13 protein-coding genes are annotated in these 13325 nt (G+C 49.9%); 9 read left to right on the plus strand and 4 right to left on the minus strand.

Annotation, left to right across the window (positions count from 1 at the left end):
• Nucleotides 1-12: 12 nt before the first annotated feature.
• Entirely contained in the window at nt 13-1647 is a 1635-nt protein-coding gene (locus tag DWZ44_RS02320; RefSeq protein ID WP_117804133.1) for a mannitol dehydrogenase family protein, read from the minus strand.
• Between the two features lie 15 nt (nt 1648-1662).
• Nucleotides 1663-2739 (minus strand): mannonate dehydratase, encoded by a 1077-nt coding sequence (gene uxuA, locus DWZ44_RS02325; protein WP_117804134.1) that lies wholly within the window; start codon nt 2737-2739, stop codon nt 1663-1665.
• Between the two features lie 678 nt (nt 2740-3417).
• Here uxuA and DWZ44_RS02330 point away from each other — a divergent pair.
• From DWZ44_RS02330 to DWZ44_RS02375, 9 genes are all read left to right on the plus strand, one after another.
• Nucleotides 3418-4656, plus strand: coding sequence for a glutathione S-transferase C-terminal domain-containing protein (locus DWZ44_RS02330; RefSeq protein WP_117801471.1), 1239 nt, complete (start codon nt 3418-3420; stop codon nt 4654-4656).
• Between the two features lie 102 nt (nt 4657-4758).
• Entirely contained in the window at nt 4759-5682 is a 924-nt protein-coding gene (locus tag DWZ44_RS02335; protein WP_117801470.1) for a transporter substrate-binding domain-containing protein, read from the plus strand.
• A 95-nt stretch (nt 5683-5777) separates the two neighbouring features.
• The gene (locus tag DWZ44_RS02340) at nt 5778-6278 is read left to right on the plus strand and encodes a GNAT family N-acetyltransferase (protein ID WP_117801469.1); all 501 of its coding nucleotides are present in this window, start codon (nt 5778-5780) and stop codon (nt 6276-6278) included.
• A gap of 15 nt (nt 6279-6293) precedes the next feature.
• Entirely contained in the window at nt 6294-7046 is a 753-nt protein-coding gene (locus DWZ44_RS02345; protein ID WP_022462083.1) for an amino acid ABC transporter permease, read from the plus strand.
• Nucleotides 7033-7791 carry an amino acid ABC transporter ATP-binding protein gene (locus tag DWZ44_RS02350; RefSeq protein ID WP_117801468.1) on the plus strand — a complete coding sequence of 253 codons (759 nt, stop codon included), beginning with the start codon at nt 7033-7035 and terminating at the stop codon, nt 7789-7791. Before DWZ44_RS02345 ends, DWZ44_RS02350 begins: the two co-directional genes overlap by 14 nt.
• Before the next feature lie 35 nt (nt 7792-7826).
• A complete protein-coding gene (locus DWZ44_RS02355; protein WP_243001837.1) occupies nt 7827-8945 on the plus strand; it encodes a M20/M25/M40 family metallo-hydrolase in 1119 nt (372 codons plus the stop codon).
• A 359-nt stretch (nt 8946-9304) separates the two neighbouring features.
• A complete protein-coding gene (locus tag DWZ44_RS02365; RefSeq protein WP_117761088.1) occupies nt 9305-10279 on the plus strand; it encodes a 1-aminocyclopropane-1-carboxylate deaminase/D-cysteine desulfhydrase in 975 nt (324 codons plus the stop codon).
• Complete coding sequence (locus DWZ44_RS02370) at nt 10276-11223, plus strand: glycosyltransferase family 2 protein (protein WP_117509476.1); 948 nt, start codon at nt 10276-10278, stop codon at nt 11221-11223. Before DWZ44_RS02365 ends, DWZ44_RS02370 begins: the two co-directional genes overlap by 4 nt.
• On the plus strand, nt 11220-12440 hold the full coding sequence (locus DWZ44_RS02375) for an ATP-binding protein (RefSeq protein WP_117509475.1): 1221 nt from the start codon (nt 11220-11222) through the stop codon (nt 12438-12440). Before DWZ44_RS02370 ends, DWZ44_RS02375 begins: the two co-directional genes overlap by 4 nt.
• A 95-nt stretch (nt 12441-12535) precedes the next feature.
• On the opposite strand, the gene DWZ44_RS02380 is transcribed toward DWZ44_RS02375, so the two are convergent.
• Nucleotides 12536-12949, minus strand: a complete 414-nt coding sequence (locus DWZ44_RS02380; protein ID WP_243001836.1) for a hypothetical protein — start codon at nt 12947-12949, stop codon at nt 12536-12538.
• Nucleotides 12950-12994: 45 nt separating this feature from the next.
• Nucleotides 12995-13222: a hypothetical protein gene (locus DWZ44_RS02385; protein WP_117801467.1), complete on the minus strand. Its 228-nt coding sequence runs from the start codon at nt 13220-13222 to the stop codon at nt 12995-12997.
• Between the last annotated feature and the right edge of the window lie 103 nt (nt 13223-13325).

Consider the following 13325-nt stretch of genomic DNA (forward strand, 5'->3'; position numbering starts at 1 on the left):
AATACCTCCCCTTTAGAATTGAGCAGTCAGCGCAGCAAGCGTATCTGCCACAGCGCCAGGTCCCTGAAGCATCGAGACAAAAGCATTCAGCACACGGTCAGAAAGTCCGGCGAAAATCAGATCCACACCGAAAATCGAAGCATCGGAGAGCAGCGGAGCCAGAGTTTTGGAAAGGGTCTCGCGGTCAGCCGGTGCGCCGAGTTTCAGATCCTGCACATACGGGCGGACCGTGGCAAGCAGCGGATCCGGGCTCAGATCAAATGCATCGCCGTTGTCATCCACGCCCATCAGATACCGCAGCCATCCCGCAAATACAGCCGGAATTGCCTGAAGATCCGAGAGTGACAGCTCCGGAGAAGCAAGATACGATTTGATCGTCTCACCGAACCGGATCGACAGCTTCTGTGACGTATCGGTTGCAATTCGCTGCGGCGTATCCGGCATAAACGGATTCGGGATGCGGATGTTCAGCACTTCATCGATAAACTGCTTCGGAGAGAGAATACCAGGATCGGTGACAACCGGAAGTCCTTCGATATATCCGATGCGCTCCACGAGCTTTTTCAGTACCGGATTTTTCATCTCCTCACTGATTAGTTCATAGTCCAGCAGGCAGCCGAACACAGCGAGTGCGGTGTGCAGCGGGTTCAGGCAGGTGCAGACCTTCATGCGCTCTGTTTTGTTGACAGTTTCCCGGTCGGTAAAGATCCATCCGCTCTTTTCCATCGGCGGCCGTCCGTTCGGGAAATGATCTTCGACTACGAGGTACTGGCATTCCTCTGCATTGACGAACGGAGCAACGTAGGTGTGGCGGGAGGTGACGATCGACTGTGCATCAGCGAGGCCGTTCTCCTCGAGTATCTTTTCGATGGAACCATCCGGCCGCGGGGTGATCTTGTCGATCATGGTCCACGGGAAGCTGACTTTTTCCGGGTTCTGCAGATAGGAGAGGAAGCCTGGCTGTACCAGCTTGTTTTCTTCCCATGCAGAAGCGTAGGCTGTCAGGGCAAGGGAAAGTTTTTCGCCATTGTGGGAGCAGTTGTCGGTGCTGACCATCGCAAACGGTTTTTCGCCTGCAAGAAATCTTTCATATAAAAGAGAAGCAACTTTTCCCATATAGCTGGTAACGGAAGAAGGTCCGGCAGCAAAATCGGCAGCAACAGACGGCAGCAGTTCGCCCGCACCGTTTTTCAGGGAATATCCCTTTTCGGTGATCGTAAACGTCGCCATCTGCAGGGAATCCTTGGTAAAGATTTCTTTTAACCGGGCAAAATCCGGAGAATCCGCCGTATCGGCAGCCAGCGATTCTGCGATGCTTCCAACAACGGTTTTCTCGACAGAACCATCGGCTTTTAAGGTCACCAGAATGCTTAAATTATCGTGCGGCTGGTACATATCACGGATGATTTCTGTATCGAAGCCCTCCGCAACGATGACACCGCGGTCAAAGGTACCGTTGTTCAGCAGTTCCTGTGCTGTATTTGCCTGGAAGGCACGGAAAATATTTCCGGCTCCGAAATGCACCCAGCACGGAGATTCTTTCGTGCGGGTGATCATTGCTTCGCGGTCATAGGATGGAAGCGCATAGCCTGCGGCTTCCCACGCTTTTTGATCTGCCAGTCCGGCAGCTGTTAAGTTAAGAGACATCAGTAAAAACCTCCTTTAAATTCCACGTTTGTGACTCTTGTCAATAGCTTCCCAGAGTCCGTTTAAATAAGTCGCGCCGAGTGCGCGGTCATACAGTCCATAGCCCGGCATTGCCTTCTCGCCCCAGATCATACGTCCGTGGTCCGGGCGGATCGGGCCGTCAAAGCCGATGTCGTACAGCGCTTTCATGATCTCATACATATCGAAGCTGCCGTCAGAGGAAAGGTGTGCGGCCTCCTCGAAATCCTGCTGGCTGTGGAATTTCAGATTGCGGACGTGAGCGAAGTGGATGCGGCCCTTTAAGGAACGGATCATATCCGGCAGATCGTTCTCCAGGTTTGTTCCGTAGGAACCCGAGCAGAAGGTTACGCCGTTGTGCGGGTCATCGACCATCTTCATCATGCGCAGAATGTTTTCTTTATTAATGATGATTCTCGGAAGACCGAAGACACTCCATGCCGGGTCGTCCGGGTGAATGGCCATTTTGATGTCGTACTCGTTGCAGACCGGCATGATGCGTTCGAGGAAGTATTTGAGGTTGGCAAACAGTTTCTCATCATCCACATTGCGGTAAGCGTCAAAGAGCTCTTTCACTTTTGCCATGCGCTCCGGCTCCCAGCCAGGAAGAATTGCGCCGTTTGCATCACCTGCGATAGATTCAAACATTTTTTCCGGAACAAGTGCGTCTACGGCGGACTGTTTGTAGGCAAGTACGGTCGAGCCGTCCGGACGGACGCGTGCGAGTTCTGTTCTGGTCCAGTCGAAGACCGGCATGAAGTTATAGCAGACAAGGTGAATGTCTTCCTCTCCGAGGTGCTTTAACGTTTCAATATAATTATCGATGTACTGCTCACGGTCCGGGCTGCCGATTTTGATGGCGTCGTGGATGTTGACGCTCTCGATGCCGGAGATGTGAAGTCCAGAGGCCTCAACCTCTTCTTTTAACGCGTGAATCGCTTCGCGTGTCCACACCTCGCCCGGGGTAGTGTCGTACAGGGTTGTGATGACTCCGGTTACGCCCGGAATCTGGCGGATCTGCTCTAAGGTAACGGTATCAAATTTGGAACCATACCAGCGAAATGTCATTTCCATAAGAAAAACTCTCCTTTATTTTGTAATGTACTCTCGGAATCTTTCTGCACTTGCCTTTGCGGCTGGCGGAAAATCATCTCACAAAAACAAGCACAGAAAGATTCCGAGAGTACATTGTATTTTGCAAGTGGTGTTCTTTGTTTTTTATTGTATCGTTTCTTAAGAAAAAAGCCATGGCAAGAATTGTTGAGCACATTGCAAAAGTTGCGGCGGTTGGCCGGGAAAAAGCAAAATCAGCCTACAGGTGTGATAAGTAATATCTTTCTGGTATGACTAACCAATAGGAAAAACCTATAATCGATTCATCGAAATAACAATTACCAAAAGGCGTTTTAGGGGTTGCACATAGAAAAAATATGCATTATAATATGCCATGTAATCGAGAAACACATTAAACATATCGACTTAGTAGGAAAGGAGAACAGCAAATGAAAAAAACAGACAACAGACGAATGCAGGAGAACAGAATGATGGAGATGTGTTGTTGCTGTTGCTGCAGCTCCAATCAGAATAAAGAAAAATAAGAAACATTCGCAGGCAGAAAAAGCATAGCAGAAATTGCATGTGCGGGCAGGCCGGAACGAATGCCTGCTATTTTTTTAACCTTTTTTAAAAGAAATGCGAATGAACAACATAAGAATAGATAATAAACAGACATAGAAAACGGAGGACAAAAACATGAGCGGATGCGGATGCAGCTTCACCCCAGTTGAAAATAAAGAAACCGAAGAAATCAAATACACAGATGCACTGGCAGAACAGTTTGCAGCAGAAGTCGGAGTAGACCCAAGACCAAATGAAACCCTTGTAGAGATCGATGAGCGCGGCGCTTTCATCCGTCAGCCAAATGCATTTATCCAGCCATTCGGCGATAAAGAAGGCGGCCTGAAAGCAGAAGCAAACCGCTTCGGGATCTACTGGGCAACCGGATGCAACTGGTCCAACCGTCCGATCATCGTGCGGGAGCTTTTAGGACTGCAGGATGTGATCTCGGAGACGAGAGTTTCTCCATCCGGCGAGACAAACCGTTACGGACATGCATTCGGACAGTATCTGGATTTCAAGGATCCGGCGACAGGCGCTTACTTCTTAAGTGAGTTCTATAAAAGAGCAAACCCGGACTTCAAAGGAAGAGCAACGACACCGACCCTGGTGGATGTCAAAGAGAAAAAGGCTGTGAACAACGATTATCACCGCCTGACGAACTACCTCGAAGTGCAGTTCCGTCCATTCCAGCCAAAAGATGCGCCGGACCTGTACCCGAAAAAATTCCGGAAAGAGATCGATGAGTTTAACGACTGGCTCTTCCCGCATATCAACAACGGCCATTACCGCATGGCATTCTGCCAGTCACCGGAAGCATACGATGAGGCATACGAAGATTTCTATGAATCCCTCGATAAGCTGGACAAACGGCTGGAGACGAACCGTTTCCTGTTCGGCGACTACATCACCGACAGCGATGTCCGCGCTTACGTCACTCTGATCCGTTGGGATGTCAGCTACTTCCACAACGTAGGACCGGTGAAGAAACCGATTCGTGATTACAAAAATATCTGGGGCTACTTAAAAGAGCTGTATGCGATCCCGGCCTTCCGTCACGGAAGCGATCCGCAGGTGCTGGCACTTTCGAGACCTGGAAAGAAATTAGGCGAGGTTCTCTTCCGCGGATACAACGAACGAATCCTTGCAAAAGTAGATTTCGAGAAGCTGATGGCAGACGATGGATCGAGAAGAACACTCAGCAAAACACCGGATGAAGTATTCCTTCGCCATCCGGAGGGAGAGACCTACGAGGATTACGCAGGAGAAATCTCAAAAACCATCTGGAACAGCCCGAAATGGGAAGACAGAAACCCGAAGAACGGCGTACTTTCCGTGGATGCATCGATTAATCCGCTGAAAGGACTTTTATAAAGAGATAAGACAGAAGAATCCGGAGCGCTCTGGTGGAACACTCTCAGGCAGCCGGGGTGCGGCCGGAACTGAAAAGAACGAGAAAATGAGGAGGATTTTATTATGAAAAAGACAAAGAAATTCTGGGCAGTATTGGCAGCGGCGGGCCTTTTGGCAGCAAGCTTTGCAGGATGCGGAAGCAATGCATTAGCAAATGCAGGAAGCAGCAGCGGTTCCGCAGCATCATCTTCCGCAGAAGGCAGCTCCGCATCGGATTCCGGTGAGAAAAAAGTGATTAAAGCTGTAACAAGCGGCACACTGGCACCGTACTTTTACGTAAATGATGACAACGAGCTGACCGGTGTCGATATCGATATCGTAAAAGAAGTGTTCAACCGCCTTCCGCAGTATGAACTGAAAATTGAGCAGGCAGATGCACTGCAGGGTGTGCTGAGCGGTCAGTACGACATCGCAGTCAACAACTATGGATATACCGATGAGAGAGCAGAATCCTACTACTTCTCTTTACCATATAAAACCAGCTTCAACGAATACATTCAGAGAACCGGCGATGAGCCGCTGACTTCTCTTACCGATCTGGCAGACCGCGGATACAAAATTGAGCTGAGTGCAGGAAGCCTTACCGCAAATGCACTGGAAAAATGGAATACAGACAACCCGGATCACCAGATCAATATCGTATATTCCAATGCAAACTTCCAGGTCCGCTACCAGCATATCGTAGATGGAACCGCTGATGTGGCAATCGACGACGGACCGATCATCGACAACCTGCTTCCGCAGTTCGGACTGGAAGGTCAGCTGGAAGCAAACGAGATCGACGAGGAGACCGAAGATTTCCTGTTCCCGCAGAACAATACCTACTTCCTGTTTGGAAAGAACGAAGAGGGCGCAGCACTCCGCGAGGATGTTGACAAAGCCTTAAAAGAGATGAAAGAAGACGGAACTCTTTCCAAGATCACAACCGAGTATCTCGGCGTGGACACCAGCCCAGACGAGAAATACTTTGATGAGACACCAAACTAGAATATCGTTTTTGAAATAAAAACAGAAGAGATTACAAAACAGACGGGAAGCGGATCGAGAACATCCGTTTCCCGATTCTAAAAGGAGCGAAAAACATGGCAGAAATTTACCGGGTAGAAAAGGGAAGCGAAGAGTGGAAATACAAAGCATATGATTACGTCAGAACTGATGCTTTCTGTTTGGGACAGAACATTCCGATTGAACTGGAATTCGGACAGGACGAGAGCAAAGATGATCTGCAGGCGATTCTGCTGACAGAAGATCACAAGCCGGTAGCCGGCTGCCGCATCGCATTTCCGGCGGAAAAGACAGGAAAAATCGAGCGTGTCTGTGTTGTCAGAGAAAAACAGAAAAGCGGATACGGTAGCGTGCTGATCGAAGCCGCTGAGAAATGGCTGAAAGAATACGGTGTCGATCACATCGTCATCACGAGCCAGGACCGCGCCGCAGGCTTTTATGAGAAATTAGGCTACAAACTGAATCCGGACGCTGACCTGTCGGTATACGACCACCATGCACCGAAGAAAGACGAAGAGCCGAAAAAGCCGAAGAAAAATCTTGGCTTTACCTGTGTACTGGTAGAAAAATATGTGTAAGAGAGGACAAAAATCATGGGAAAATTATTTGACGTTTCACTGGTATTTTCATCCATACCAGAATTGCTGACAAAGCTGCCGATCACGCTGGAACTGGCCGTGGTTTCTATGCTGATCGGACTGGGACTGGGACTTGTGATGGCGATCATCAAAATGAAAAAAATCAGAGTACTGACGCAGATTACGAATCTTCTGATTTCACTGCTCCGTGGTACGCCGGTCATCGTACAGCTGTACGTTGCGTTCTTTGGTATTCCCATGATGTTCAAGGCAATCAACCAGCAGTTCGGAACGAATCTGGCGGTTGCCAATATTTCCGGTTTCGTCTATGCGATGATCGCTCTGGGACTGAACCAGTCGGGCTTTATGGCTGAGATTATCCGTTCGGCCCTGCAGTCCGTTGACCCGGGCCAGATCGAAGCAGCACATGCACTCGGCATGACGTATCCGCAGACACTGCGCCGCATCATTCTGCCGGAGGCCTTTGAGGTTGCGCTTCCGACCCTTGGAAACTCTTTTATCAGTATCATCAAAGGAACGTCTCTTGCTTTTACCTGCGCCGTTGTCGAGATTACCGCACAGGGCCAGATTATTGGAGGAAGAACGTATCGCTACTTTGAAGTTTACGTTTCACTGGCCATCATTTACTGGCTGGTAACGCTGGTGATCGAGCAGATTATCCGCGTAATTGAAAATAAAATCCGGATTCCGGACCAGGTAGAGCTGGCGTCCGCAAACGGGGAGGGTAAGAAAAATGATAAAAATTGATCATTTATCAAAAAAATATAACGACAATGTGGTGCTCGACGACATCAGCCTCGAGATCAGACAGGGCGATGTTGTGGGAATCATCGGTCCTTCCGGAACCGGAAAATCAACGCTTCTGCGCTGCGTCAACCGCCTTGAGACACCGGAGAAGGGAACGGTGACGATCGGGGACAAGGTGATCGGCCTTTCCGAGCGGAAACCGAAAGAGCTTCTGTATTTAAGACAGAACACAGGAATGGTGTTCCAGCGGTTCAATCTGTTTGAGAAGAAAACCGCACTGGAAAATGTGATGGAAGGCCTGATTGTTGTCAAGAAGATGAAAAAAGACGAGGCCAGAGCCATTGCATTAGAAGAACTGAAACTGGTCGGCATGGAGAAATGGGCAAACCATTATCCGAAACATATGTCCGGCGGACAGCAGCAGAGGGTGGCGCTCGCAAGAGCCCTCGCCATGAAACCGCAGATTCTGCTGCTGGACGAGCCGACCTCAGCCCTTGACCCAGAGCTGGTTGGAGAGGTTCTGGATGTTATTAAAAAAGTTGCGGCACAGGGATATACAATGCTTCTGGTTTCCCATGAGATGAACTTTATCCGCCATGTGTCGAACCGTGTGATCTTCCTTGATAAAGGACACGTAGTAGAAGACGGAACACCGAAAGAAGTATTCGAGCATCCGCAGAATCAGAGAACACGGGAGTTCTTCAGCAAGATGCATATTATGGCGCAGCCTGAGTATGTTATTTAAATTGCGGACACAGCCAAAGAGTAGGAGAAAAGATTATGATAGATGAGAAAAGAATTGCTGATTTTTTTGCGGAGCTGGTATCTATCGATTCGCCGTCCTTAGAGGAGCGCGAGATGGCGGACACCTTAAAAATAAAATTCGCCGAAATCGGGGTTACGCTTACAGAAGATCATACGCAGGAGCAGACCGGCTCCAATGCGGGCAATCTGTTCGCGCGCATTCCGGGCAGCCTTGCAGGAGCCCCGGTTCTCTTTGCGGCCCACATGGACACTGTTGAGCCTGCAAAAGGAAAAAAAGCCGTCTCCCATGAGGATGGAACCGTAACGAGCGACGGCACGACAGTTCTTGGCGCCGACGACCTCGCCGGTGTGACAGCCATCTATGAAGCTGTCCGCCACCTCATCGAGACCAAAACACCGCACCGCCCGATCGAAATTCTGATCTCGACTGGTGAGGAGCTGTACTGCAAAGGCGCAAATGCCTTCGACTACAGCCAGGTGCAGGCAAAAGAAGCATACGTTCTGGATTTAAGCGGCGCGATCGGTGCAGCCGCCTACGCGGCACCGACACTCGTTTCCTTCGCGGTGAAAATCCAGGGAAAAGCCGCCCACGCCGGTTTCCACCCGGAGGACGGCATCAACAGCATCCAGGCGGCCGCCCGCGCAATCGCACAGCTTCCGCAGGGCCACGTGGATGAAAGCACCACTGCCAACATCGGAAAAATCGGCGGCGGCTCCGGTACCAACATCGTTTCGGAAAGCTGCGTGATCGAAGGCGAAATTCGAAGCCTGAACCACGAGACGGCCATGGAGCTTCTGGAAACATATCACAGAATCTTCCAGCAGGAAGCAGGGAAGATTGGTGCGAAGCTGGTCTGGGAAGAAAAACTGAATATCCATGCGTATGAGACGCCGCTGACAAGCGATGCCGCAAGGCATTACGAGAGCGCCGTTGCAGAAGAAGGCCTGACCGCTGCATTCGAAAAAACTTTCGGCGGCAGCGACAACAACGTCTTTGCACAGCACGGCATCGAAGGGCTTGTCATCGCAACCTCGATGAATCAGGTACACAGCTGCGCCGAGTACACAAAAATCCCGGAGATAGCCCAGGTGGCGCAGATTGTGGCCAATCTTGCCGCACCGCAGGAAGCCTGAACAGATCCCGGACGAAAAAACAGAATACGTAAAAAATCCCCAAAGCCCGTCGGCAGATGTGAAAACAAAAACCGGCGGACTTTTCCTGTTTCCGGCATGGCTTGCCACGCAGAGAAAAATAGTCTATAATAGGGAAAAGCTTCCGGTACATGCCGGAATTTAACACCAGTAGACAAGAAGTCCCCAGCTTCTAAAGCGGTGGGATGAATTATTAAAAGAAACATAACGGCAGTGGCGGGCGGAGAAAAATCGGTATCCTCCACTGACATGAGGCAAGTCACAGTCGAACTATTTTCGGCATGTCAGACTCCGTGAAAATACCGACTGTGAGTTGAAACAAGAATAAAAGAGGAGAAACAATGATACAGACACCAATTCAGAAACTGGAATTTCCAAACGACAGAGGCGTCCGCCTGTACTGCAAGCGGGAGGATCTTCTTCCGTTTTCCTTAGGCGGAAACAAAGTCCGCATCGGACGTGCTTTTTTCCAGGATATGCAGGAGAAAAACAAAGACTGCATGATCATCTACGGAAACAGCAGATCCAACCTCTGCCGCGTGCTGGCCAATCTGTGCTGTGCCGAGAAAATTCCATGCTATATGATCTGTTCTTCCGAAGAAAACGAGGAACAACCGATCGAAACCAACAACAGCCGTCTGATGAAATGGCTCGGAGCCGAAGTCATTCCGTGCAGAAAAACAGAGATTGCACAGACCGTCGAGCAGACGATGAACCGTTTGACAGAAGAGGGATATCACCCATATTATATTTTCGGGGATAAATTCGGAACGGGCAATGAAGGCACACCGGTACAGGCCTACGTGGACGGCTACCGCGAGATTCTTGCGTGGGAGAAAGAACAGAACATTTCTTTTTCTCATATCTTTGCGGCATCCGGAACCGGCTCGACCCAGTGCGGCCTGGTAAGCGGAAAACTGCTCGAGCAGGGAACGGAGCAGATCATCGGCCTTTCGATTTCATCCCGCGAGTACGACCGCGCCACCCGCATTATGGAGAGCGGCATTTCCGATTATTTTGCGAAGAATCATCTCGTGCTGCCGGAAGGATGGGAGAGTGAACTTCATCTGGAAATGGGATACCGCCAGGGCGGATACGGCCAGTACGATGAGCGGATTTTACAGGTGATCCGGGAAGAGTTCTGCCGGAACGGCCTTCCGCTGGATCCGACGTACACCGGAAAGGCATTCTGGGGAATGAAGCAGTACATAGAAGAACATCAGTTACAGGACTGCGATGTGCTTTTTATCCATACCGGAGGCACGCCGCTGTTCTATGACTGCATTCTGAACGATACCGATGGAGGAAAAAAATGAAACTGATTTCAATAGTCATCCCATGCTACAATTCCGAGGCAACGATCCGGAAAGTTGTAGAGATGGTGATGGAAGAATTCAAGAAAATGGACGGATATGACTGCGAATTTGTCCTGGTGAACGACGGTTCCCCGAAAGACAATACGTATGGGGAGATCAAGAAGCTCGGTGAGCAGTATCAGAATGTCAAGGGCATCAACCTGCTGCGCAATTTCGGTCAGCACAATGCGCTGATGGCAGCACTCCACTACACCGAAGGAGACTTTATTCTCGGCATGGACGATGACATGCAGACACATCCGTCCCAGATCAGCAAACTGATCCACAAGATGGAAGAAGGATACGATCTGGTTTACGGCTGCTATCCGAAACGAAAAAATTCGTTCCTGAAAAATGTCACCAGCAAACTGAACGAAGTTTCCTCCCGGATTCTTCTCGGACGGCCAAAAGACATCGTTTCCAGCAATTTCTGGATGATTACCCGCCAGATCAAGGACGAGGTGGTAAAATACGACAGCTTCAATCCCTATATTGACGGCATTTTCTACCGCACGACACACAAAATCGGAAATGTAGAGGTGGAGCATTTCAAACGTGCAGTGGGAACTTCCAACTATACGTTAAAGAAACTGATCAAATTGTGGCTTGCCTACTGGAACTATTCTGTAATTCCGCTTCGCATATCGTCCGTTCTCGGCGGAGTTTCTGCAGCCGGCGGTTTTCTGGCAGCCATCATGATTGCCATCCGAAAGCTCATCAATCCGACCGTGATGGTTGGCTGGTCTTCGACGATCTGCGCCATCGTTGTTTTTTCCGGATTGATTCTGATGGTGCTCGGCATCATCGGAGAATACCTCGGAAAGATGATTCTGATTCTGAACCGCACGCCGCAGTATATTGTGCGGGAAACCATTAACGTATCTGATGAGGAAGAAAAAAAGTGAAAAAAATCATGATTTTAGGTGCCGGTATTTACCAGGTGCCGCTGATCCGGACTGCACGCAGAATGGGTCTTTACACGATCGTAGTGAGTATTCCCGGCGATTATCCGGGGTTTGCACTTGCAGATAAAATTTATGAACTGAATACGCGGGATAAAGAAGCGATTCTTGCGGCGGCGGAAAAAGAACAGATCGACGGAATCTGTACATCGGGAACCGATGTGGCCGTCAGCACAATCGGCTATGTCTGTGAAAAGATGCATCTGTCCGGCATTCCGTATGAGGCGGCGGAAATTCTGACCGATAAGGCAAAGATGAAAGACGCATTCCGGCAGGGCGGCGTTTCCGCGGCAGACGGGATGCGGGTAAGAAGTGCAGAGGAGGCACAAAAAGCCGCAGAACAGCTTGGATACCCGGTTGTCGTAAAACGGGTGGACAGTTCAGGAAGCCGCGGAATTACCGTGGTGGAGCATTCCGGACAGATCGAAGAAGCGTATGAAAATGCGAGAAACGGTTCGGCAAGAGATTATGTGCTGGTTGAAAAATTCCTCCGCGGAACGGAGATCGGCGTGGATGGATTTGTGCAGAACCACAAACTGGTCTTTCTGGCACCGCACACGAAATTTGTATACCGCGGTGCACACACGACCGTTCCGGTCGGCCACGCATTTCCGTATGGATGCAGCGGGGCACTGCGGGAAGAAATTGCCCGCCAGATGCAGCTGGCCGTCACCGCATCCGGTGCCGATCAGTGCTCCGTCAATGCGGATGTCTTTGTGGACGGAGAGAAGGTCTGGATCATTGAAATGGGCGGAAGAACCGGAGCAACCTGCATTCCGGAACTGATTTCAACGTATTACGGATTTGATTTTTATGAGCAGATGATCAAAAGCGCCCTCGGGGAAGAAACGGATTTTCAGCAGACGGAAAGCTGCCCGTGCATGGCAAAACTGCTGCTGAGTCCGGTAAGCGGAACCATCACACAAATCGACCGGGATCAGGTCGAACGTCTGCGTCAGGAAGGGCTGGAGCTTGTCCTGGATTATCCGGAGGGGCATGAAGTTTCTGCCATGGCAGATGGAACTGACCGGATCGGCCATGTGATTGTAAAGACGGACCGGGAAGCGGAACTGGATGAGCAGATGAAGCGGGTGTACCGCTGTATCTGGATTGATGGAAAAAATCTGGAGACAATCTGGGAAGAGAAAACAGCAAAATAAAAAACCCGGAATCTTTTCAAGACCTCAGAAGAGGAGCGAAAGGATTCCGGGTTTTGCGTTGCCAGGCATATCAATATCCGGTGGACCAATTTTGATTACACTGTTTTTACAGGCTTCATCATCATCCGATAGTAGACTGGAATTAGCAGTGCAATTGCACCGAACCAGGCAAGCGGGCTTGCGATGCAGACGGCAGTGTAGCCTAAGAAGCGTGACAGCCAGACGGTAGCAGCAAGACGCATCACAAGCTCGACCATGCATGCGGCAAACGGTGCGCGTCCGTTCTGCATACTCTGAATCGAGGTGCGGTAGACGGCGAGAAGGCCGAGCAGGAAGTAGAACGGCGCTTCGATCGTCAGGAATGCATCGGAGTAATGGTAAGAATCCGTGATTTCGCTCGAAAAGCTTGGTGAGCAAGTGCATCTGTCCCGCGAGGTCTGCTGCCGCCGCTTCCGGAAAATGACGGGAAAGACGGTGACGCAGTATCTCGAGGAATATCGTGTGTCCAAAAGCCTGCCGCTCGTCGAAAGCGGCTTTTTGCCACGAAAAATATGTTACATCTGTTTGATTGCCTGCAGCATTTCAAGATCCGAAGCAGTCACCTTGATATTGGAAACCATCGTTCGGCCGTCCGGTTTTTTCACCGTGACTTCGAGAATCGTTCCCTCCTCGATCTGCGAGGATGCGAGATCGCCCATGAATTTTACGAACTTCGGGTGGTTTTGGGCGAAACGGTCTCTCAGATTTTTTAATTCCATTAACTTCAGTGGGTTAAATGCCATTCTTTTTTCTGTCCTTTCTATTCGAAACTTCTTTCGAAACATGAAAGTATTGTAACATGGAAAAGAAAAAATGCAAGCGGATAAAAAGAGAAAAGACAGAGAT

Origin of the sequence: Blautia sp. AF32-4BH (genome assembly GCF_003460565.1) — a bacterium.
GTDB lineage: Bacteria > Bacillota > Clostridia > Lachnospirales > Lachnospiraceae > Fusicatenibacter > Fusicatenibacter saccharivorans.

Coding starts and splice junctions, on each gene's coding strand:
- DWZ44_RS02320 (WP_117804133.1), bottom strand. CDS start 1,647: ATGTCTCTTAACTTAACAGCTGCCGGACTGGCAGATCAAAAAGCGTGG.
- uxuA (WP_117804134.1), bottom strand. CDS start 2,739: ATGGAAATGACATTTCGCTGGTATGGTTCCAAATTTGATACCGTTACC.
- DWZ44_RS02330 (WP_117801471.1), top strand. CDS start 3,418: ATGAGCGGATGCGGATGCAGCTTCACCCCAGTTGAAAATAAAGAAACC.
- DWZ44_RS02335 (WP_117801470.1), top strand. CDS start 4,759: ATGAAAAAGACAAAGAAATTCTGGGCAGTATTGGCAGCGGCGGGCCTT.
- DWZ44_RS02340 (WP_117801469.1), top strand. CDS start 5,778: ATGGCAGAAATTTACCGGGTAGAAAAGGGAAGCGAAGAGTGGAAATAC.
- DWZ44_RS02345 (WP_022462083.1), top strand. CDS start 6,294: ATGGGAAAATTATTTGACGTTTCACTGGTATTTTCATCCATACCAGAA.
- DWZ44_RS02350 (WP_117801468.1), top strand. CDS start 7,033: ATGATAAAAATTGATCATTTATCAAAAAAATATAACGACAATGTGGTG.
- DWZ44_RS02355 (WP_243001837.1), top strand. CDS start 7,827: ATGATAGATGAGAAAAGAATTGCTGATTTTTTTGCGGAGCTGGTATCT.
- DWZ44_RS02365 (WP_117761088.1), top strand. CDS start 9,305: ATGATACAGACACCAATTCAGAAACTGGAATTTCCAAACGACAGAGGC.
- DWZ44_RS02370 (WP_117509476.1), top strand. CDS start 10,276: ATGAAACTGATTTCAATAGTCATCCCATGCTACAATTCCGAGGCAACG.
- DWZ44_RS02385 (WP_117801467.1), bottom strand. CDS start 13,222: ATGGCATTTAACCCACTGAAGTTAATGGAATTAAAAAATCTGAGAGAC.